Raw genomic sequence first — 21,640 nt, 5'->3', positions numbered from 1 at the left:
TTAATATAAAAGGGGTTAGGGATCAAGCGATCCATAACCCCCAGATAAACCTTATGCTTCAGCTACTTTTTTAAGCTCTTGTCTTGTTGCCAATGAAACAAATGGTACGTACATAACGATTGAGATAACCAAGTTTACTGCTGCTAAAATGGCACCTGAGAAGCTTTGTGTTGCTAAGAATCCACCAATGATTGGCGGTGTTACCCATGGTGGCATAACTGTTGCTGCCGGTACCCATCCAAGACTCGTTGCAAAATAAGCTGTTGTTACACAGACCATTGGTGTCAAAATGAATGGAATGAACATGATCGGATTCAATACTAATGGTAGTCCGAACATCAATGGTTCATTGATATTGAAAATACCAGGAGCTGCGGCCAAGTTGTTTACTACCATAAATGGTTTGTTCTTACGTCCAACTAGATAAATTGCGATAATCAAACCGATTGTTACACCAGTACCACCCATATTAACGAATGAATCGATAAATGGTTTGTTTACGATATAAGGAGCTGCTTTACCAGCTGAAAGTGCTGCATTGTTTGCTTCGATTGCAGGCGCGTTGATTGCTTGCATGAACGGATCGATCATGTTGGCACCGTGTAATCCAAAGAACCATAGGAATGGTGTAATGAAAGCAATTAATAATGCAGAACCATAAGAGTTAGCCAAGCCCATGAAAGGTTCTTGAACCAATGCATAGAATTCAGCAAACATATCTTCAACACCAAATCCGGCAATAACTGCAGCGATCAAACCGAAGATTGATACAGTAATCATTGCTGGGAATAAAGAAGCAAATGAGCGGGCAACTGCTGGCGGAACGCCGTCTGGCATTTTGATAACTAATTTTTCGTTACCAACTAAACGAGTGAAGACTTCTGCAACAACAATACCTACGATCAACGCTACGAATAAACCGGAAGAGTTCATTCCGCTAGTCGCTGCACCTAAAGTGAAGAAAGAAGCGACAGATACAACCCCTGTACCGATTGGATCTTTACCATAGTGATGCGCTAAATTATAAGCGACTAAGAATGCAATGAAGACTGAAAGAACACCAAACGTTCCGTTCCAAACTGCACCGCCGAAGCCTTTCCAAGCTTCACCGCCAAAAATACCATTCATAAAGTTCTGGAAAGCATCAATTGGCAAGTTATTAAGCATTACTGCTAGCGCACCTAAAATCATTAACGGCATTGTTACTGTAAATGCATCACGGATTGCGATTAAATGACGCTGGTTCCCGATTTTTGACGCATGCGGGATAAAGTGTTTCTCCATAAAATTAATAAATCCATCCATTTTTGTGTTCCCCCTATTTTAAAAGTAATCGTAAAAACTTTGTCGACCTTTTGGAAAAATTTCCCCTTCAAACGCTTTTGAAGCGGTGACCTTGCCGAGAAAAATTCCCTCAGCTAAAGTCAATTCTCCCAATAATAATTCACTCCACCCATGAATCGAAGCTTTGATGGTACCTGCTTGTTGTACTTTTTTACAATTCCCCTGACTGACTAGCCAGCTACCAACATTCCAAGGACACTCTTTATCTTCAGTTACTTCAATAATAATTTCTTTTTGGCAAATCGGAATTTTCGGTAATAATTGCTTGATGTCAATAATTCGACTCATCATGTAAGGTTCTAAAGTAATCGTAAAATATTCTTGTTCACGAAAACATTTTTCAATAATCTCATGAACTGGTGCGTGATAAAGAAATTCTTCAAATGATGAGACATGGGATTTTAAGTACGTTAACAATTTTCGCAGAGCTAGTTCCGTTTCATAAGCAAGCTCGTCTACTACTAATGTGTTGCCTTGCATCCGATAAATAATGTACCCTTTCGCTTCTTCAGCGTCATCATAAACTACAGCGTAGAAGCGGTGAGGATAGTAGTCATTTAGACGTTCCCACCACCAGTCTTCACGGACAACCGTTCCGACTTGCTGCTGGTTTAATAAGCGCTGATAAATCGATTGGATCACTGACTTCATCTGTTGCCAGGTTCCACGTTTAACATTCCCCCTTCTTTCACTTGTCAAATAATTAAAGGCCAGTGCTGGAATGCGATAGGTTTTTCTGCGGCTGGTAGGCTCATAACCGAATTGACGATAAAAATCTTCGGAAAAAGGAGCCAATTGTGACACTGCAACACCCTGTTGGTAAAGATCGGACAAAAGTTCGGACATGATACCGCTGATGCCGCCTTTGCCTCGATACTCTGGATAACTAGCCACATAACCAACGCCGGCCATTTTGACTCTCTGTTGAAAAAGCTGAATCTCAAAATGATTCGCCATCACTAAATTCGTTAACTCACTCTCTTGGTAAACACCATAAGCATCGGCATGTTCATACCGTGATAAAAAGAGTGGGTCGTTGATGATTGGCTGCTGCTTTCTAAAAGCGTATTCAATTAAACCTGTGATCGCTTTCAACGATTCCTGATCACGAGCTAATTTCACAGGATCACTTCCTCTATTCGTTCCCTAAACGTTTGTAAATATCTACTACTTCTTTTGCCATATCATTGAAAGTAATGCCCGTCATCAGATGGTCCTGACTATGAACCGCTAACAATGTCACGGTCATTGGATTACCGCTAGCTTCTTCTGTCAATAGCCCTGTTTGAGAATGATGTGCTTCAACTAACGCCTGATCTGCTGCTGCAAGTTTTTCTTGAGCCAAAGCGAAGTCGCCATCTTTAGCTGCTTGAATCGCTTCCATTGCATCACTCTTTGCGTTACCAGCATTAATGATTAGACCCATTACTGCTTCTAATTGTTCTTGACTCATTGTATCGCTCATTTGCTTAGCTCCCCTTCTACTTCTTATTTCATAAGATTAAGCGCAGTATTTAAAACAGCTTCGCCGTTCATCATGCCGTAATCTTTCATATCGATAACATCGACTGGAATTCCTTTGTCTGCTAATTTTGTTTCAAATTGACCTTTCATAAAACGAACTTGAGGGCCTAATAGCAAAACATCGACTGGTTTGCTTGCGTCTTCTAATTTTGCATCTGCTTCTGAAGCTGAAACTGCGAAGATATCAGATTCTAATCCTTGATCAGCTGCTGCTTTTTCCATTTTAGTTACTAATAAACTAGTGCTCATTCCTGCCGCACAAACTAACATAATTCTTTTCATGTAAAACACTCCTTAGTTTTTAATTGTTCACTTTATATAAAGCAAGATGCGTGCCAACTTTTTTACCGCACAGAAGGCGCCGTGATAAGGTTTTCATTTTACACACAAAAAAACTAGGATTACACACTGTGCAATCCTAGTTCGATTCGATTATCTTCAAGAGTCTTTACAATGTAAGCAATGTCGTCTTCGGTAAAGCGAACCTCAAATTGTTTTTCAATCAGGGATAGATTGGCCGCAGTTTGATTAAAGCGGCTACGATACTGCTGGTGGAAACATTTGACATCCTCAAAAGCAGGACGTTCTTCCCCTTTTTTTATTTTGTCTACTAAGAACGCGATGTGTATACTCAGTGCCTGCATCGCTGTATTCTCGATAATAAGCTCCTGATCTTTACGAATTAATTGTAAAACATCGTCGATTAACAGGAACAACGTCTTTACATCTATCTCAGGTGAAAAGTTTTTAGTTAATGAATCCACCATTTCTGGGAGCGTGATCGTGCTGCCTAATAAATCTTGAAATTCTAGAATTTTATCCCGCTTGAATAAGTTCATGGCTGGGATAAAAGGAATTTTTTGATAATGAATTTCCATAGTGCCTACAATCGCTACAATGTCTTTATGTGTAATCAGCTGGTCGATACGATGCTTAAAGCTTTCTCGCTCCAAAGACTGCATTTGAATAATCTCAAATTCTTCCAAGTTAACGATTTGTGAGACGACTTCATTTAATCGTTTCGAAACACCTTCTCCGGTAAAGCAGGCTACGATAATAACTTTCTTTTCATCCTTCTGAGTTGGTTCTTCTAGACGTACCATTGTTTGGAACATGGAGATAACACTCGTATAGATTTCTTCTAACGAACGCCCTAACGTTGCTAAGCGCAAGCTTTCCAATACTAACATGGTACTTGCCATTGAAATCACTCGTGTCCGAATCCCCATTTCATGAAAGATTAGATTGCCGAAATTATTTGGGGAGCCCATATCTGTCAAAAGAATGATTCCTTCTGAGAATTCTTCCCGTTTCTTCTGGATGTAATTTTTAATTTGAGCATACATTTTTTCAGTATTTAACGTCAGCGGCATATTAAAGGCGATGCCATTCGTTGTTCCCAGAAGTTCTTGCACCGTCTCCAGCATACTCGAAGCTGTCGACTTGCCATGCATCACAACAAGAACTGCGACTTGCCGTTCATCGATTTGCTGTTCCTCTTGATTATCCATAGTAAGAAACATCGTGATAAAGCCGATCTCGTCTAATGGAATCATGATATTGTAGGCTTCTTCAATGCGATTAGATAATTCAATCGCCACTTGAAATTCTTTTGAATAGTTCCGACGAATATCATTCAAATTAGGATGTGAAATAAATTGATTCCCACGAATTCGTTCAATCGTTGAATTGATATGCAGCGCAAAGGCAAACCGAACCTTCTCATCATATTCCCGATTCATTTGAATCGAAGCAAAATCGTAAAGCTCATTGACCAGCTTCCAGAGGTCATCAGAAATAATTTCACGATAGGCATTGCTGTGAGAAAGTTCTTCAACATAAGTCTCAAAGTATTGATCCACATCATCGGAAATCAATTCTTCTAGATCGATTTCTGATAGGTTTTCCCGTCCGAGCTTTTCCAACTTGTACGTGATCGAATGGTAAACCTCCATATCTTTGTTAGGGTCTTGTCCCCAAACAACTTCCTCCGTACCTGGCTTTAAGGTTAAGTAAAGATTTCTCTTATCCATGAATGGCGTCAGCTTATCCTGAACCTCGTTCATTCGTAGTAACCCTTTTTGTACAACTAGAGGCAGGTCCTCTTCCACAATCATCAATTTTTCTGAATCGCTATTGGTTTGATGATGAAGGAAGGCCTTGGCACAGACTAATTTTAAATCACGTTTTAACTGACCAATATTCCCTTCTGCATTATATAGAAGAAATGCTAATAGACTTCGCTTATCAATCGCGATTTCCTGCATCAACCGATTCGCCTCTTGCTGTAGAAATTCTTTGATGATAGCTAAGCGTTCATCTAAAGAACGTTCCGCCAGAGAAGGCAACTCTATCTGCATTGGAATTCGACGATTAAATGTTGATAGGAACATAGAGCTGGTCTCGGTCGTTGCCCCTATAATCTGAACAGATGCTTGTTTCTCTTGTCCATCTCCTAAAGATCGAAAAGTCCCTTTATCAATGAAGGTGAAAAGCATTTCTTGTCCTTCTGGCGGCAGACGATGAATCTCATCTAAGAACAAAATTCCTCCATCCGCCTGTTCCATCAACCCAACCCGTGTTTCTTCTGCACCTGTAAATGCTCCCCGCTTCACACCAAATATGTGTCCATATAGGAGCTGAGGATTTTGTGCGTAATCTGCACAATTGAAAGTAACAAATGGTGCACTTTCGTCTAACACTTTAGCGGAGACAGCAAAACGATACATACATTCTGCAAACATCGTCTTTCCAGTTCCCGTCTCGCCAAAAATAATCGTATGTAATCCGCGTGGAGGATATAAAATAGCCGCTTTAGATTTTTGAATTTGACTTTTTAACGAATCCTCACGACCAATCAAATTGTCAAAGTTAATATGTCCTTCAGTCGAAACTGTCGTTAGCTGAAATTTTACTGGGCGACCGTCAATTTTTTTTACTTTTCCATCTTTCGTCAGTTCATTTAAGTAACGACTGACATTAGTGCGGTCAACACCTAGCTGCTCCGCCAGTTCTTGTGCAGTCTGTTCGTTAGGATTTGCTCTTAATGCGTCTAATACTTCATCTTTTCTAGATTTCAAAAAAATCCCTCCCGAAAATGGTATAAACCATTTATATTGTAACCCTTTTCTTTTTGAATTTCTAGTCTCTACTCATTCAAAATACCGCTGATCTATTTTACATTGAAAATAATTAAATGTATACAAAACTCTCCTTCTATAAGTCACTTTTTATAATCGTGACTTATAGAAGGAGAGCCGATAAAAATGTTTGAGTTATTTTTGCCTAATCTTTATTTTCCATCGCTGCTTTCAGTGCCGCAGCTAATGGACTTTCCTGTGGTTCTTCCTGTTCGTTCACTTTTTTCAGTAAGCGGCGCTCTTCATGCTTCGTCATTTTTTTCGAGCGTTCTTTCTTATCTAACATTTTTTCTGTCGTCCCGTCATATTTGCAACGGAAATACGAGCCATTTTTTCCATCAATGATTTCCATTTTGCGGTGACATTGAGGGCAGCGATGGTTCGAGACTTTTGGATCTTTCCGGCGGCGGTAACTACACTCTGGGTTCGTACAAATATAGATTTTTCCGTCACGAGTATTCTTTTCTCGCAGTGGCGAACCACACTCTGGACATTTTTTGGCAGTTATCGAGAAATCTTGATACTTTTTGTCGCTGTGTTTTACTTCACTGACAAGTTTCTTTGTATCTGATTCAATCTCCTGCAAGAATTGCTTACTGCTATACTTGCCGTTGGCGATTGCCTCTAACTGCTTCTCCCATTTTTCAGTCAGCTCTGGCGTCACTAATGAAGGGTTAACAAGCTCTAGTAATTGCTTGCCTTTTGGTGAAACCATCAAACCACTAGTCGTTCGTTCCATCAACTCAGATTTAATCAACTTTTCGATGATCTCCGCGCGAGTCGCTGGTGTCCCTAAGCTATGCTTTTCCATTTGAGCCAGCAGTGTGCCCTCATTCAATGGTTTAGGCGGTGTGGTCAATGCTTTTTCGATCGTAAAGTTCGGTACGATCTTCATTTCCTCAGACCATTGAATGGATTTTTTTGCTTCTTCTGCTGGTTTCCATCCAGCAACTAGAACTTTATTTTGACGGAAGGTAAAGGTTTCCTTTTGGAAGGTTACCGTTACTTTTTGTTGGCTCTCTTTATGTGCATCAGCGAATAAGCCCAAGAAACGGGTTACGATCATATTATAGATACGCTGTTCATCCGTTGAAAGCTTTTCGAAACGCGGACGTTGCTCTGTCGGGATCAACGCATGATGATCCGTTACTTTACTGTCTTGGAATACACGCTTCTGTTTTACTTGTGCCCCATTTTTGATATACGTTTTTACTTCTGGTGCAAAATCAATGATTGCTTGCAAACGTTCTTTCATCGTAGCCTTCATATCATTGGTTAGGTATTTGCTGTCTGTTCGCGGATACGTCACGATTTTATGAGTTTCGTACAAGCTTTGAACCAAGGACAATGTCTTTTTGGCTGAAAATTGATAACGAGCATTCGCTTCTCGCTGGATTTCCGTCAAATCATACGGCAGCGGTGCCGGCTCTGTCTTTTCTTTTTCCGTAATATCTGTCACGGTTCCTTTTTGCTTAGACAGCTCTTTGACTAATTTTTCGGCTGTTTCGCGTTCTGTGAGTCCATATGGATTCTTTTGATTAAGCTTAGCTTTTTGTCCTTCGACCTCTAACGAAATGACAAAATAATTTTGTGGACGGAATTTTTCGATTTTCTTTTCCTGCTGACGAACCATTGCAAGTGTTGGCGTTTGTACTCGACCAGCGGATAGGCTGTCTTCATATTTAACAGTCAATGCGCGGGTAACATTTAGCCCAACTAGCCAGTCTGCTTTTGCTCGCGCCAATGCAGAGTGATACAAATTATCATACTCTTTTGCGGGCTTCAGGTTTTTAAAGCCATCCTTGATCGCTTTATTCGTCTGTGACGAAATCCACAGGCGCTTCACTGGTTTTTCGAACCGTACATATTCTAAAATCCAACGTGCAACAAGTTCTCCTTCACGCCCCGCATCTGTTGCGATCACCGCTTCTGAAATATCTTTACGTTTTGCCAGCTGCTGAATGGATTTTAGTTGTCCACGCGTTTTAGGTAAAGGTTTGATCCCAATATATTTAGGAATCATCGGTAAAGTTTCCATCTGCCAGCTTTGCCATTCTTTATTCAAATCCTCTGGCATTTTTAGGCCCAATAAATGACCAAGGGCCCAAGTCACGACAACATTGGGTCCTTCAAAATAGTTTTTATTTTTTTGATTGGCGTTAAGCACCTTGCTCAAGTCTCTTGCAACACTTGGCTTTTCCGCTATAATTAGCTGTTTCATAAAGTTCCTTTCTGCTATCAACCGTTAATGGCTGTTCATCTTTTAATAGTGCAAGCCCCCAATACTGCTGTAAATAGTCATCACACTCTTCACACCAGCGTTCGTCCTGCTCTTTCCAAAATGCGCTCAAAAAATTATGCTTTGCATTACTATATGTATTGGTCTTTTGGAGTTCACTCCAACGATGTTCATAATAGGCTACTGCCGCGTCAAAATCTTCAAAAGCCGCGGTTTCTTGAATATCTTCTTGCCATTCTTCAAAGAACCACCAAGGTTCGTTATCGCCGTACATGGTTATTACTTGATACATCCCGCTACCCTTCTTTCCACCTCAATCATAAGTATCATGAAATAAAAATTCAAGAAAAATGTTTCCGGTTGAAACAAGTTCAAGAAAAAAATAGATAACCGCAAGAATTTTGCAGAAAAATATTGCTTTTTTCTTAATTCTATCCTAACACAAAGCGACAGGATTTTATATGGTCCTTAAGAGAGTTATAATGAAAATGTTTTTTGAAAATTTCATAGTTTTGAAAGAAGGCCTTCTCAATTTGAGTAAAATCAAAAGTAAATTATTTCAACCTCGTCCCACTTGGCAAAAGAATCTGATCGTTTTATGGTTCGGTACTTTTATGGCCGGCATTGGTTTTAGTCTGGTCATGCCTTTTATGTCCTTATACATAGATTCATTAGGCCATTATAGTAACCAACAGTTGAATTTTTGGAGCGGAATTACTTTTTCATCCACCTTTTTGATCACTGCGATAGTTTCTCCTTTATGGGGACGCTTAGCCGATCAGAAAGGGCGAAAGCTGATGCTGTTGCGTGCATCCCTTGGTATGGCAATCGTCATTAGTTTAATGGGAACTGTCAGTAATGTCTATCAGCTGATCGGCTTGCGCCTACTTCAAGGCGTCTTTTCCGGCTATATCAGTAACGCAACAGCCTTAGTTGCTACGGGAACCCCTCGCGAAAAGAGTGGTCAGGTACTTGGTACGTTAGCGACCGGTGCAGTAACTGGAAACCTACTTGGCCCACTAGTTGGTGGCGTCACAGCCTCAGTTTTTGGTTATCGTTTAACGTTTTTCATTACCGGCAGTATTCTATTTCTTGTCTTTTTGCTCAGTGTTCTATTCGTTCACGAAGAATTTACTCCGATCGAGAAGAAAGATATGATGCCTGCGAAGGAAATTTTTCACAGCTTGAAGTATCCACATGTCGTCATTGGCATGTTTGTCACCACCTTGATTATCCAAGCGTCGAATAACTCCATCAGTCCGATTATCAGTCTGTATATTCGGCAATTGATGCATAATCATGGCAACGTTACTTTAGTCAGCGGAATCATCGCTTCAATTCCTGGAATTGCCACCTTGATCGCAGCTCCTCGTTTCGGCCGCCTCGGCGATAAGATTGGCAGCGAAAAAGTTTTAGGAATTGGCTTGATTTTTGCGATGTTGGTCTTTTTACCGATGTCCATCGTTACGAATGTTTGGCAACTGGCTTTTTTACGTTTCTTGGTCGGGATCTCCGATGCGTGTCTCTTACCTGCCGTTCAAGCGCTAATTACGAAGTACTCACCCCAAGAAGCAGCCGGGAGAATTTTCAGCTATAATCAGTCCTTTCAAGCGGCCGGAAATGTGGTTGGCCCGATGATTGGTTCAAGCGTTTCATCAATCTTTGGATACCGCGGAGTCTTCATTTCAACCTCCGCTCTTGTTTTGACCAATTACCTATTGGTTCATCGCAACACGAAGGAAATCGCTGAAAAATATCATCAAACACAGCATACGCACTAATGTCCAAGACATATTAATGGCAACTTTTTCGTTAGTTTTTTATACTAATAAGTGATTCTAATGAAAGAAGTGAACAACATGCTTGAAGGCCAATTAAAGTTTTTAGACTTTTTCCTAAACAGTACGATTGAAGGAAAAGAAGACGAGGCAAAGGAAATCTTAGTAAAGAGTTTCGCAGATCAAGAAACAGAGGCACTAAGTCTTGAAGAATTCAAAAAGCTCCAAGAAAAGCTTTTTCCTCTGATCAAACCAGAGAAACTAAACGAAGTAAAAGTTGCAATGGCACATTTTGCTCAAAGTCTTGCATAAAAAAGTCATCGTCGAAAATCGACGATGACTTTTTTTGATCTTATCTATTAAATATATTGTAACTCTTTTGTTTCTTGATACGCGTGATCAATCAGACCGCCGCCTAAGCATTCCATACCGTCATAGAAAACAACAGCCTGTCCTGGTGTAATCGCACGAACAGGATCATCAAAGATCACTTCTGCTCGGTCGTCTTCCAATAAACGAACTGTTACCGGTACATCTTGCTGACGATAACGGAACTTCGCTGTACATTTGAATTCTTTTGGTCGGTCTTCGTTCGTAGTGAAGTGAATTTCACTAGCATCTAAACTAGTAGCATACAGTGCTTCATGATGGAAACCTTGACCGACATACAAGGTGTTCGTAGATAGATCCTTTCCTACGACAAACCATGGATCGTTGGTTTTTCCACCGCCGCCGATACCAAGACCTTGGCGCTGACCAATTGTATAGTACATCAAACCATCATGTGTTCCTTTTTCTTCACCATCTAAGGTGACCATCTTCCCTTTTTTAGCAGGTAGATAATTGCTTAAGAATTGCTTGAAATTCTTTTCACCGATGAAGCAGACGCCCGTTGAATCTTTTTTCTTAGCAGTGGCTAAACCAGCTCGTTCTGCGATTGCGCGAACTTCTGGTTTTTGCATGCCGCCAAGTGGAAACATCGTCTTCGCTAACTGTTCTTGTGACAATTGACTCAAGAAATAGGTTTGGTCTTTATTATTATCCACACCACGCAGCATATGGACAACCCCATTTTCGTCTTTTTCAACTTGGGCATAATGTCCTGTTGCTACATAATCCGCACCTAATTCCATCGCGTAATCTAAGAAAGCCTTGAATTTGATTTCCTTGTTACACATCACATCAGGATTAGGTGTGCGGCCTGCACGGTATTCCGCCAAGAAATATTCAAAGACACGATCCCAATATTCCTTTTCGAAGTTGACAGAATAATAAGGAATTCCGATTTGGGCAGCGACTTTCGCCACGTCCTTATAATCTTCTGTCGCGGTACAAACACCGTTTTCATCAGTGTCGTCCCAATTTTTCATAAAAATGCCGACTACATCATAGCCTTGTTCCTTTAACAACAAAGCAGTTACTGATGAATCGACGCCGCCGCTCATTCCTACGACGACTCGTGTGTTGCTGTTAGACACAGTATCACCATCATTTCAATATAGATTCCGAAAACTCTACGATTTGAAGGTCGCAACTTTTCAGTATGACGAATTATACAACATAAATCTTAAATTTTCGATAGATAATTCTTTGAGAATCGATTTTTATTGCTCTTTTGTATCATTTGTATTAATATAAATGATACAAAGGAGGGCGAGAAAATGATTTTAGAAATTGATCCCCATTCTGAAGAGCCCATTTACTTACAATTACGAAAACAGATCATTATCGGTATTGCTCGCGGCGAATTAAAGCCGAATGAGCAGCTGCCGACCGTCCGGCAATTTGCGGATGAGCTTGGTGTGAATACGATGACTGTCTCTAAGGGTTATCAACAACTGCGAGAAGAAGGCTATCTGATCACTGATCGCCGCAAAGGAACCTTAGTCGCTCCGCTGCCTGTCACTTCTAAGGTAACAAGCGAAGAAAATTTGACTTTACTATTGGCAGAACTTTACTTGTCTGAGCCTAACGAAAAAGCGGTTCAGGAAAAAGTTCACAGAATTTTGACGAGCTTCAGAAAGGACGATGCCTGATGTTATCTCCTCTTATTTTGGGTATATTAATTTTTTGCAACTTTATCATGGCTTTTACCAATTCAATAGCGGCTAAACCGCATAACTATGTCATCGTGGAAAATACATTTCCCGCAGATAAAATCGATGATCCAAAAGTTCTTTCTTTTAGAAAAAAATATCGGAAGCGCCAATTTCAACTGGCTTCTATCCTGACTATACTAGATTTGAGCTTGCTTATTCCTATGAAAGATTCGATCTTCATGATGCTATTCTTCGTTCTTATATTTATCACGATCGCTGCTGGCTACTTGCTGCAAATTCGCTACATCCGCAAGGGGCATCAATTAATTATAGAGAACAACTGGCAACTGACAGAACAACCGATTCAAGTAAACACAGCACTAGTCATCGAAAAAAATCGAAAACTTGTCTCTCCTTGGTGGTTTGCGGTCTCATTTGGACTCTTGCTTCTCTTGACGTTTGTCCTTCATAATCAAGGAATGGAAAGCTTGACTTGGGTCCTATTCATCACCTGTGGCCTTACCGTGGCTTTATTTGTTATCGGTTGGTGGGCTATTAGTCGATTACCGGTACGCGCATTAACAGATGATCAAACGATTAATCGTCAATACAATGACCTGACAAAATTCTATTGGTCAGCCTTTATGGCGGCGACAAGCTTCTTTGTAAATCTGATCATCTACCTTCCATTATTGACGGTGAATCTCAGTGATCGCTTCTTTGAGGTTTTAATGATCAGCGAATTTTTACTGATTTTTCTTTTCTGCGGTCTTACCTTCTGGTGGCTGTTTCGGTTACGAAACAAGCAGGATCAATTACTGACACAAACACCCAGTTTTCGCTATACTGGCGATGATTATTACTGGCGCTATGGCATTTATTACAACCCAGATGACAGACGGCTAATGATTCCTGATCGCATCGGGTTGAATATTACGATCAACTTGGCACGTGTAGGGGGGAAAATTTTTATCGGATTGATTCCGATTATATTGATTGCTGCTATGCTGATCGTAGTAGTTCCTTTATATGTGCTAGACTATCATCCTGATCCGTTAACCTATGAAGTAAAACAAGAAAGCGTCCTACTAGACGGTCCGTACTATCGTGAACAAAAAATTTCGTTCCAGGATATAGAAAAAGTGTCCCTAATTGAGCAGCTCCCTCCCACAGGAATGAAAGTCAATGGGCTTGCAACGGAGAACTACGCCATCGGCAGCTTTAAAGTCGGCGGAAAATCCGCAACGCTTTTTGTGGATCATCAATCGAAACCCATCTTAAAAATCACAACGAAAAAAAGAGATTACTATTATACTAATACTGATTCTTCTGTAACAAAGCAGGCTTACCAAAGCATTCAAGCACGTAAGTAACAGAAAACGCCCTCTTCAAAAATTGAAGAGGGCGTTCATTTATTCTACAGTACCCATTCGGTTGATGGGCCAAAAGACAAATTTAACATTGGTTAGAATGTCCTTTTGATTAATCATCCCAATGATTCGACCATCCTTGGAGATCCGACGATTATCTCCTAAAACAAAGAGCTGTCCTTCTGGTACCTTTTCATTGCCAAACAAGCTCTGCAAATCGAAATCAAAGGTCAGCGGTTCCCCATCGGTTAAGTTGCCTTTGTACTCATCCAAATAGGGCTCATCGTACTTCTTCCCATTGATGTAGAGCTGATCATTTTTGTAAGCAACCGTATCTCCTGGCAAACCGATCACCCGTTTAACATATTCTCTTCCCGGATCATCTGGTGCTGGAAAGGTCACGACATCAAAACGTTCGATTTTGGCATGCTTTAAACCAAACATCCGCTCACCATCATTCAATGTTGGCTTCATGGAATCTCCAATCGCCTCAACAGGTGTAAATACATAGTGACGCAAGGCAAGCACCGCTCCAATCATAACAACATATAAAAGAATTGTCTTGACTACTTCTTTTATTTTCACTTTTTCGCCTCCTTATAAACATCTCTGTTATCGCTTACTTCCACTGTACCACAGAGGCATGCCCATGAGAACGGCAAATTGGATTTTGCCATAAGATCAATGAGCGCAGAAAAAAGAAAGGAACAAACTGTCCCTTTCTACTTCAACTTCTTAATTTCCGCTTCTTTGTAATCAGCAATCTCATCAATCAAATTTTCAGAAATCGGTGTACCAAAAGGTAAAGAGGTCTTGAGAAATCCACGTTCCGGCGCATCGACACCCACATTGATATCTTCTGCAATCGGCATACTGTAGTTATGGATGTGCCCGTGCAGGTTTCGAATATTCAATGTCTTCCCTAAAAGCATTGGGTAATGAGTCAAATAGTACTGATGATGATTAAATTTAACGATCGCACCTACATCATGAAATTCAAACTTGTCTTCTCCATTGGGAAGCTTCGGATCATGGGAAGCTAAATATCGGAAAAAGGTGCGAGAATCATGGTTTCCCTTGATAAAAACAATCTTGCCTTTTAATTGAACCAATTGGTTTAAAATATCTCTAAAGCCTCTTTCATATTGCGGATGCATCGCTACATCTCCCAAATGATAAACCGTATCCTTTTCATTTACGACAGCATTCCACGCGTCGATCATTTGCTGATTCATCTCTTCCACCGAATCAAATAAACGTGGCGCAAAATCGTTGTCACCTAAAAGATTCTCGTGAAAATAGTGTGTATCTGATATAAAATATTTCATTCTCATCACCTACAAACGAATTCTGATTCTTATCTTTATTTTACCATCTCTTCTAAAAAAAAGCCCACTTGTCATCATTGCCTAGTCAGAGATTCTCGTGAAAAAAGGCTACCACTTTAAAACTGGTAGCCTTGCTTTTGTAAAAGCGTTTGATATTTTAATTTAATAATCGAAATGACTGCTTCTAGTTGCGTTAAATCTTCTACTTTCGTTGCATCGAATTCCTTTGTGCGCTTAAAGGATTTTCCTGTATCAATCAAATGGAAGATTTGATTCCACTTTTCGAATTCGGATAGATTTGTGATGTTGGCGATTGGAAATGCCGCGCCGTCACAAATTTCCCATAAACGGAAGATTAAAAAGGCCGTATCGATCACTTCAAATTTTTTTCTTTTCTTACTGCAGGCAACAATCACTTTTTCAGGATTGTATTCCAAGTACCAATCTAAGAGAATAAAAAAAGCTTCCCAACGATAGCTATCGCGGAACATTTTTTGCGTGTCGGGCATATCACGAAATATCAACGGAACCAAGTAGTTCTTCTTATATTTCCAACAAGGAATCCCGTCTATAAAGTAATCAACGTAACGGGTCAAATAACTGTTTCCCTCGTAATCACTAATATAATAATCCTCTACACCATATTTTTGGAACTCTTTCGTCAGATGGGCACAGTCTTCAATGGAGACGGTCAGCCCTGACAAGAGACGGAAATCAGAAATAATTTTGTGATGCTCGATTGTATGTATCTTGTGAACCAACTTCTCACCTTCGTTTCCAACAAATTTCTTAGTATCAGTGTACCATAATCTTTAAAGATTTAAGCTTTTAAGTACCAAAAATATTTAGAAAAAAAGGTGAATATAGAAAAATAGAAAGCGTATTATAATCTGATATCCGTGAATTTAATGGAGTAATCGAAAAAGAACGATTATTTCTAAACTAAAAATAACAACTGTTTTCAGAGAATGCAACTCAAAAAAAGTGTCCAAAAGTTTGTTCATCACAACTTTTGGACACCCTAAGAAGCCTTCTCTTTTCAATATTCACATGATTCTTCTTACTTCATTAAAAACGCTACTTGTACAGGAAGAGCAACTGATGACTCCCCTTGCTGTTTAAGCTTCGACGATCTTTTTCTTGATTCCTTCAAAATCGTTCTCCAAAACCTCGTTTCCCGACACCCATACAACCTTCGCATCTTTTGCTCGTTCTGCGTAAAGTGCTCTATTTGATCTAGGGATAACGATGACATCTGCCTGTGGGAGCTCCTCTGAAAAATCATCACTGATAAATTCAACCGTCCAATCGGGCGCTAGTATTTGTCTTATCCCTCTTTGAAATTTAAAGGGATGCATCAACGCAATCATTCCATTGGGCGAGCCAACAGTTTGCTGACGGTTATTAAATGACCATATCCAAATGACTTTCCTACTCATTCGCTTCAGTCCTTTTTTGTTTTGCTAATAAAAAACAGACCTCATTCATTAAATCTCACAATTAAACTTCTTCTTTTACAAAGAGCCCACGATCGATCATACCGTCCATCAGAAAGTAAAATTTTTCTTGAACCATTTCTTGCTTCGAATCTTTAAAGATATCTACTGCTTTTAAGCCATTTGCCGTTGTTACCGACATTTTCATCGTATGGATATCTTTTGATACCGTAATTTTTAGTTTGAAGCCTTCTTTGCTTTGTGGTGTTGCCTGTAAAGGACGAACCAATTGGAAGTTACCAGAACTTGTTTCTGTAAAGCCATTGTCTCGCAGTGTATAGCGTTTAGCCGTTGGTGCTAACGCATATTGATATTTTGATCCCTTAATCGTCGCTTTTTCTGTAAATGCCATTTACTCACCTCATCGTTTTTTTCTTTCACTCTTAATTATAAAGATAAGCATGAGCCATTTCAATCTACTTTGTTAGTTCTTGTAAACTAGCAACGAGCTGTTCAGCAAAATAGTCCACTTGCTCCATGGTATTTCCGTAGCCAAAACTTACACGTAGTGATTCCTTTACTTCCTGAGCGTTCTTTCCGTACATGGCTTCTAATACATGGGAAGGATCGATCGTTCCTGCTGTACAAGCAGAACCAGTTGAGACGGCAATGCCTCGTAAATCCAGCTTCATCAACAACAAATCATTGATAATTCCCTTGAAACGAAGATTCAGTACATGAGGCAGCTTATTGTTCAAATCGCCATTCACCTGATAGTTGACTCCTGCTTGATCCAAGGTAGTTAAAATCTTATGAGTGAATTGATCATACAGCGCGCGACGTTTTTCTCGTTCCTCTTCAGTCAGTAATTCAACCGCCTTTGCCATACCGCAAATCCCGGCCAAGTTTTCCGTTCCCGCACGACGTTTCTCCTCTTGTTCGCCGCCTCGAAGCAATGGAGGTAACTTGGCATCGTCACTTTTGTACAAGAAACCGACTCCCTTTGGCCCATTGATCTTATGGGCGGAGATACTCAAAAAATCAATCCCTAATTCATGAGGACGAATGAATTGATTGCCATAGGCTTGAACCGCATCCGTATGGAAATAAGCCGGATGTTCCTTCAACCGTTCTCCGATTTCTTTGATAGGCATCAAATTCCCAATCTCATTATTGCCATACATGATGGAAACTAAGATCGTATCTGGCCGCAAACTGGCGTCAAAATCGGCTAAGGAGATGTTACCTTTGCGATTTACTGGCAAATAGGTCACGTCAAACCCTTGCGTCTCTAAATACTTCATCGTATTAATTACCGCAGGATGTTCAATCTGAGTAGTGATCAAATGCCGTCCTTCTGCTTGTCGGCCAAAAGCGGTCTCTAAAATAGCCGTGTTATCTCCTTCTGTTCCGCCGCTGTTAAAGATGATCTCATGATATTTCACACCGAGACTCTTGCCGATCACCTCTCGCGCCATTTCCAATTTTCCGGCAGCTTGTCGACCAAAAGAATGAACACTTGATGGATTACCAAAAGTATCCGCCATGATTTCTGTCATCGTCGCGATGACTTCTGGATGCATAGGGCTTGTCGCCGCATGATCTAAATATATATTTTCCACAAACTTTTAAACCTCTCTTCATAGTCAGTGCTTCGACAAAAAAAGGGCTTAATGCCCTTTTTTATTCGAAATCTTTTTGTTCCATCGTAAACAATGGGCTGACTGATTCATTTTGATGGATACGTTTGACTGCTTCTCCCATCAGCACAGAACAACTAATAATGGATAATTTTTCTGGATGGCGCTCTGTATCAGTCAAGACAGAATCTGTAATGCAGATGTCCTTGATGTCCGCGGCATCTAAATTCTCTTTTGCTGGAGGTGATAGTAGTCCATGAGAGGCACAGGCAACCACTTCTTTAGCGCCAGCTTTCTTCAATGTTTTTGACGCATTGGAGAAAACCTTTCCCGTATTTAAAATATCATCCACCATAATACAGCAACGACCTTCGACATCACCAATAACGTAACCAGATTCAGGATTTCCCTCTTCTGCAACATCCACGATCGCGATGGCAGTATCCAAATACTCCGCTAGACTGCGGGCACGCTGAACACCACTATTTTTTGGAGAAACAACAACATAATCATCCCCAACCATTCCACGGCGACGATAATAATGCGCGAACAATGGCATCGTAAACAAATTATCAACTGGAATATCAAAGAATCCTTGGACCTGCACAGTGTGTAAATCAAGAGTCAAGACTCTTGTTGCCCCTGCGTCTGAAAGTAAATTCGCAATCAATTTTGCTGTGATCGGCTCATGCGGCTTTGCTGTACGATCCTGTCTGGCATACCCATAGTAAGGCAAGACAACATTGATTGTTTTCGCACTTGCTCGTTTTAACGCATCGATCATGATCAATAATTCTAAATAATAATCATTCACCGGCTCATTGGTTGATTGGATCAAATAAACATCGAATCCGCGAACTGTCTCTTCCAAATTAATAGCGATTTCTCCATCACTAAACTGCTTGACAGTACTTTTCCCTAATGGCACGCCACAGACATCGGCGATTTTTTCAGCCAATGGTTTATTTCCATTTAGGCTAAAAATTTTAAACTTTTCATTACTTTCTTCTGACATGGTGTCCCTCCAAGTATTTTTGTACCACCAGTTTAACATATTTTGAGTTATTTGATGTAGATTTTACTTTTTGTTTAGGCGGATAAATACGATGATTTGAAAAATTTGATCTGACATCTCTAATAAAATCCGCGGTCAGCTTCTTTGTGCCACCAAAGATATCGTGCCGTTTCCCCATTCAGCAGGAATTACTGCATCACTTTTACCCCAATTGTCGTGGATTTTATAAAATTTTTGTCCGTCCGAGTTTTCCATGAAGCCATGAACGACTACCCAATGATTTTTATAGCTGCTGCCAAACAATTGCAAGAGTCCGATCATCACAGGCTCTCCCTTCAAAATGCGTTTGGTCACACGCTGCCAAGACCCCGCCACTGTTCCGCGAGCACGATAAGAAATTCGATAGCGGCGAAAAAAGCGATTTAAACCTAAAGAAATCTGTAGCGGTACAGTTGGAAAATCAATCGGCTGCAACAAAGGCTGCAGCGCTTGAATCAGCGCTTCATTTTGTTCATTCTCTTTTTTTCTTAACCCATTCGGCAAAATACGGTCATCTATTTGATCTTGCCAATAGGCTAAAAGAACACTACTGGCATAGGTTCCACATAAAAAACCGCGCGGTGTTTTCCAATCACGGTAAGGTTCAAAGCTGTTTAGCTCTATCCATTGATCCATTGGATAATTCATTTTTGCCACCTCCGAATCATTTTCTTTTGTGTATCTTCTTAAGTTATATCATAATGGATAGTAGCTAAAAGAACTAGAAAAAAAGGATGGAGGAATCTATTTTGAACAAAGCATTAATCAAAGAAGATCTATATGAAGCGGTTAATGGCGAATGGATCAAGGAAGCGACGATCCCAGCAGACAAACCAGCAACCGGCGGGTTTCAGGACCTTGTAGATGGCATTGATGAGCTATTAATGGCAGATACCAAAAAAATGAGTGAGGACGCTTCACTCATTCCCAATGATTTGATGAAAGAATACATTGCCTATTATCGACTAGCCAATGATTATCAAAAACGGGATCAAGATGGCGCATCACCCATGCTCCCTTTATTGAAACGCGTGGAAGATGTAAAGGACCTTACGGAGCTCGAACAGCAATTAACCAGTTGGGTGCTGGACGGACTGCCTTTACCCTTTGGCGTTGACGTAGATGCGGACATGAAAAATACAAAAATCAATGCTTTATTTGCCGGAGCTCCTAGCTTGATCTTACCGGATAAAACTTATTACGAGGCGGAACATCCACAAGCGCTACAATTGCTGGCCGTCTTTAAAGAAATGACAATGAAGCTTTTTGAACTTGCAGGCTATGAAACAGCTGTCGCAGAACAAATCACAGATGAAGCCCTGCAATACGACAAATTGTTGGCTCCTTACGTAAAAAGTGCAGAGGAAAATGCCGACTACAGTAAAATGTACAATCCTGAAAGCGGCGACGCCTTCATTAAGCATAGCCAGCATTTAGATTTAAAAAAGCTATTGACTGGATTGGTCGGTGAGGTTCCCGAAAAAATCATCGTGACTGAACCTGCTTATTTTGACAAGCTAGATGAATTAGTGAATCCAACCACCTTCCAACCGATGAAAAGCTGGATGTTAGTGATGACGATCAATGCCTTGACGGCTTATCTCAGCGAGGAATTTCGTCAAGTCGGCGGCATCTACAGCCGCACACTTTCTGGCGCCCCAGAAGCCCGTTCACAAGAAAAAGCAGCGTTCTATTTGGCTTCCGGCCGCTTCGACCAAATCGTCGGCGACTACTACGGAAAGAAATACTTCGGCGAACAGGCAAAAAAAGACGTGGAACAAATGGTTCAACGAATGGTCGGCATTTATCAAGAGCGTCTAAACAATAATACTTGGTTAAGTCAGTCAACTCGTGAAAAAGCCATCGTTAAGTTAGGTACATTAGGTATCCATGTTGGATATCCAGAAAAGATCCCATCAATCTATACACAATTTAAAGTAACACCAGCAGAAAAAGGCGGCACTCTTTTAGGTAATGCGCTGCACTTCAGTCATCTTAAACGGAAAGAAGACTATGCTAAATGGAATCAACCTGTTGAACGGGATGAATGGGAAATGAGTGCAGATACAGTGAATGCTTATTACCACCCATTCCGCAATATCATTGTTTTTCCAGCAGCGATTCTTCAAGCGCCATTTTACAGCCTAGAGCAATCCAGCAGTGCAAATTTCGGCGGCATCGGTGCGGTAATTGCTCACGAAATCTCTCACGCTTTTGACAACAATGGCTCACTCTTTGACGAATATGGGAACTTGAACAATTGGTGGACAGCAGAAGATCAGCAGCACTTCCAGGAACTAGCTGATCAAATGATCGCTGAATTTGACGGTCTAGAAATTGCCGGTGGAAAAGTAAATGGCAAGCTGACGGTCTCAGAAAACATCGCCGATGCGGGTGGCTTGAGCTGTGCACTTGAAGCTGCTAAAAAGGACAAAGACGTTGACCTTGAAGGCTTCTTTATTAATTGGGCAACCATTTGGCGCATGAAGGCGCGCCAAGAGTACACACAACTACTTTTATCAATTGATGTGCATGCGCCAAATAAATTACGGGCCAATGTTCAAGTGAAGAATTTGGCAGATTTTTACCAAACCTTTGATGTCCAACCAACAGATGCGATGTATTTAGCACCAGAAAAACGAGTAAGTATTTGGTAATCTCTTTTTACCTAAAACAATAAGTTCGAAGAAAGCACTCCCTGTTTTCTTCGAACTTTTTTAGTTATGGAGATTAGCAATTGATTATATT

21 protein-coding genes are annotated in these 21,640 nt (G+C 40.5%); 5 read left to right on the top strand and 16 right to left on the bottom strand.

Going from position 1 to position 21,640, the window contains the following annotated elements; all coding sequences use genetic code 11:
* Positions 1-51: 51 nt before the first annotated feature.
* The 7 genes from J9537_RS04585 to J9537_RS04555 form a co-directional block, all read right to left on the bottom strand.
* On the bottom strand, positions 52-1,305 hold the full coding sequence (locus tag J9537_RS04585) for a PTS sugar transporter subunit IIC (RefSeq protein WP_218256883.1): 1,254 nt from the start codon (positions 1,303-1,305) through the stop codon (positions 52-54).
* An 18-nt stretch (positions 1,306-1,323) separates the two neighbouring features.
* Complete coding sequence (locus J9537_RS04580) at positions 1,324-2,466, bottom strand: GNAT family N-acetyltransferase (protein ID WP_218256882.1); 1,143 nt, start codon at positions 2,464-2,466, stop codon at positions 1,324-1,326.
* Positions 2,467-2,479: 13 nt separating this feature from the next.
* A complete protein-coding gene (locus J9537_RS04575; RefSeq protein WP_218256881.1) occupies positions 2,480-2,809 on the bottom strand; it encodes a PTS lactose/cellobiose transporter subunit IIA in 330 nt (109 codons plus the stop codon).
* Positions 2,810-2,832: 23 nt separating this feature from the next.
* Positions 2,833-3,150 (bottom strand): PTS sugar transporter subunit IIB, encoded by a 318-nt coding sequence (locus tag J9537_RS04570; RefSeq protein ID WP_010746588.1) that lies wholly within the window; start codon positions 3,148-3,150, stop codon positions 2,833-2,835.
* A 119-nt stretch (positions 3,151-3,269) separates the two neighbouring features.
* On the bottom strand, positions 3,270-5,948 hold the full coding sequence (locus tag J9537_RS04565; RefSeq protein ID WP_218256880.1) for a sigma-54-dependent transcriptional regulator: 2,679 nt from the start codon (positions 5,946-5,948) through the stop codon (positions 3,270-3,272).
* A 205-nt stretch (positions 5,949-6,153) separates the two neighbouring features.
* The gene (locus tag J9537_RS04560) at positions 6,154-8,229 is read right to left on the bottom strand and encodes a DNA topoisomerase III (protein WP_218256879.1); all 2,076 of its coding nucleotides are present in this window, start codon (positions 8,227-8,229) and stop codon (positions 6,154-6,156) included.
* Entirely contained in the window at positions 8,168-8,539 is a 372-nt protein-coding gene (locus J9537_RS04555) for a DUF1033 family protein (protein ID WP_010746591.1), read from the bottom strand. Before J9537_RS04555 ends, J9537_RS04560 begins: the two co-directional genes overlap by 62 nt.
* Positions 8,540-8,780: 241 nt before the next feature.
* Between J9537_RS04555 and J9537_RS04550 the strand changes: the two genes are divergently transcribed.
* Together J9537_RS04550 and J9537_RS04545 are read left to right on the top strand one after the other, a co-directional pair.
* Entirely contained in the window at positions 8,781-10,028 is a 1,248-nt protein-coding gene (locus J9537_RS04550; RefSeq protein ID WP_028021108.1) for a multidrug efflux MFS transporter, read from the top strand.
* 78 nt (positions 10,029-10,106) lie between these two features.
* On the top strand, positions 10,107-10,337 hold the full coding sequence (locus J9537_RS04545) for a hypothetical protein (protein ID WP_218256878.1): 231 nt from the start codon (positions 10,107-10,109) through the stop codon (positions 10,335-10,337).
* A gap of 47 nt (positions 10,338-10,384) precedes the next feature.
* On the opposite strand, the gene mnmA is transcribed toward J9537_RS04545, so the two are convergent.
* Positions 10,385-11,503: a tRNA 2-thiouridine(34) synthase MnmA gene (gene mnmA / locus J9537_RS04540; RefSeq protein ID WP_218256877.1), complete on the bottom strand. Its 1,119-nt coding sequence runs from the start codon at positions 11,501-11,503 to the stop codon at positions 10,385-10,387.
* Between the two features lie 183 nt (positions 11,504-11,686).
* Here mnmA and J9537_RS04535 point away from each other — a divergent pair, with 183 nt between their 5' ends.
* On the top strand, positions 11,687-12,061 hold the full coding sequence (locus J9537_RS04535) for a GntR family transcriptional regulator (protein WP_218256876.1): 375 nt from the start codon (positions 11,687-11,689) through the stop codon (positions 12,059-12,061).
* On the top strand, positions 12,061-13,437 hold the full coding sequence (locus J9537_RS04530; RefSeq protein WP_218256875.1) for a PH domain-containing protein: 1,377 nt from the start codon (positions 12,061-12,063) through the stop codon (positions 13,435-13,437). The genes J9537_RS04535 and J9537_RS04530 overlap by 1 nt, the downstream gene beginning before the upstream one ends.
* 39 nt (positions 13,438-13,476) lie before the next feature.
* On the opposite strand, the gene lepB is transcribed toward J9537_RS04530, so the two are convergent.
* The 8 genes from lepB to J9537_RS04490 all read right to left on the bottom strand — a co-directional run bounded on the left by lepB (position 13,477) and on the right by J9537_RS04490 (position 19,540).
* Positions 13,477-14,019: a signal peptidase I gene (lepB, locus tag J9537_RS04525; protein WP_218256874.1), complete on the bottom strand. Its 543-nt coding sequence runs from the start codon at positions 14,017-14,019 to the stop codon at positions 13,477-13,479.
* 137 nt (positions 14,020-14,156) lie between these two features.
* On the bottom strand, positions 14,157-14,762 hold the full coding sequence (locus J9537_RS04520; RefSeq protein WP_010746599.1) for a metallophosphoesterase: 606 nt from the start codon (positions 14,760-14,762) through the stop codon (positions 14,157-14,159).
* 116 nt (positions 14,763-14,878) lie between these two features.
* A complete protein-coding gene (locus J9537_RS04515) occupies positions 14,879-15,523 on the bottom strand; it encodes a hypothetical protein (protein ID WP_010746600.1) in 645 nt (214 codons plus the stop codon).
* 357 nt (positions 15,524-15,880) lie between these two features.
* Entirely contained in the window at positions 15,881-16,201 is a 321-nt protein-coding gene (locus J9537_RS04510; RefSeq protein WP_218256873.1) for a hypothetical protein, read from the bottom strand.
* A 61-nt stretch (positions 16,202-16,262) separates the two neighbouring features.
* Positions 16,263-16,610: a DUF1831 domain-containing protein gene (locus tag J9537_RS04505; RefSeq protein WP_010746603.1), complete on the bottom strand. Its 348-nt coding sequence runs from the start codon at positions 16,608-16,610 to the stop codon at positions 16,263-16,265.
* A gap of 64 nt (positions 16,611-16,674) precedes the next feature.
* Positions 16,675-17,820: a cysteine desulfurase family protein gene (locus J9537_RS04500; RefSeq protein WP_218256872.1), complete on the bottom strand. Its 1,146-nt coding sequence runs from the start codon at positions 17,818-17,820 to the stop codon at positions 16,675-16,677.
* A gap of 61 nt (positions 17,821-17,881) precedes the next feature.
* The gene (locus tag J9537_RS04495; RefSeq protein ID WP_218256871.1) at positions 17,882-18,853 is read right to left on the bottom strand and encodes a ribose-phosphate diphosphokinase; all 972 of its coding nucleotides are present in this window, start codon (positions 18,851-18,853) and stop codon (positions 17,882-17,884) included.
* 135 nt (positions 18,854-18,988) lie between these two features.
* Positions 18,989-19,540 carry a hypothetical protein gene (locus J9537_RS04490; protein WP_218256870.1) on the bottom strand — a complete coding sequence of 184 codons (552 nt, stop codon included), beginning with the start codon at positions 19,538-19,540 and terminating at the stop codon, positions 18,989-18,991.
* Positions 19,541-19,641: 101 nt separating this feature from the next.
* On the opposite strand from J9537_RS04490, the gene J9537_RS04485 reads away from it, so the two are divergent.
* The gene (locus tag J9537_RS04485; protein ID WP_218256869.1) at positions 19,642-21,549 is read left to right on the top strand and encodes a M13 family metallopeptidase; all 1,908 of its coding nucleotides are present in this window, start codon (positions 19,642-19,644) and stop codon (positions 21,547-21,549) included.
* Positions 21,550-21,640: the final 91 nt, after the last annotated feature.

Source organism: Enterococcus raffinosus (genome assembly GCF_019175485.1).
GTDB classification, from domain to species: domain Bacteria; phylum Bacillota; class Bacilli; order Lactobacillales; family Enterococcaceae; genus Enterococcus_A; species Enterococcus_A raffinosus.
Note: the sequence above shows the minus strand (reverse complement) of the source record. Positions and strands in the feature narration are given on the sequence as shown.

Excerpts from the sequence above, each read along its gene's own strand:
- J9537_RS04545 (WP_218256878.1), top strand. The coding sequence starts at position 10,107 with ATGCTTGAAGGCCAATTAAAGTTTTTAGACTTTTTCCTAAACAGTACG.
- J9537_RS04560 (WP_218256879.1), bottom strand. The coding sequence starts at position 8,229 with ATGAAACAGCTAATTATAGCGGAAAAGCCAAGTGTTGCAAGAGACTTG.
- J9537_RS04535 (WP_218256876.1), top strand. The coding sequence starts at position 11,687 with ATGATTTTAGAAATTGATCCCCATTCTGAAGAGCCCATTTACTTACAA.
- J9537_RS04495 (WP_218256871.1), bottom strand. The coding sequence starts at position 18,853 with ATGTCAGAAGAAAGTAATGAAAAGTTTAAAATTTTTAGCCTAAATGGA.
- J9537_RS04585 (WP_218256883.1), bottom strand. The coding sequence starts at position 1,305 with ATGGATGGATTTATTAATTTTATGGAGAAACACTTTATCCCGCATGCG.
- J9537_RS04490 (WP_218256870.1), bottom strand. The coding sequence starts at position 19,540 with ATGAATTATCCAATGGATCAATGGATAGAGCTAAACAGCTTTGAACCT.
- J9537_RS04520 (WP_010746599.1), bottom strand. The coding sequence starts at position 14,762 with ATGAAATATTTTATATCAGATACACACTATTTTCACGAGAATCTTTTA.
- J9537_RS04510 (WP_218256873.1), bottom strand. The coding sequence starts at position 16,201 with ATGAGTAGGAAAGTCATTTGGATATGGTCATTTAATAACCGTCAGCAA.
- J9537_RS04570 (WP_010746588.1), bottom strand. The coding sequence starts at position 3,150 with ATGAAAAGAATTATGTTAGTTTGTGCGGCAGGAATGAGCACTAGTTTA.
- J9537_RS04530 (WP_218256875.1), top strand. The coding sequence starts at position 12,061 with ATGTTATCTCCTCTTATTTTGGGTATATTAATTTTTTGCAACTTTATC.
- J9537_RS04505 (WP_010746603.1), bottom strand. The coding sequence starts at position 16,610 with ATGGCATTTACAGAAAAAGCGACGATTAAGGGATCAAAATATCAATAT.
- J9537_RS04575 (WP_218256881.1), bottom strand. The coding sequence starts at position 2,809 with ATGAGCGATACAATGAGTCAAGAACAATTAGAAGCAGTAATGGGTCTA.
- J9537_RS04555 (WP_010746591.1), bottom strand. The coding sequence starts at position 8,539 with ATGTATCAAGTAATAACCATGTACGGCGATAACGAACCTTGGTGGTTC.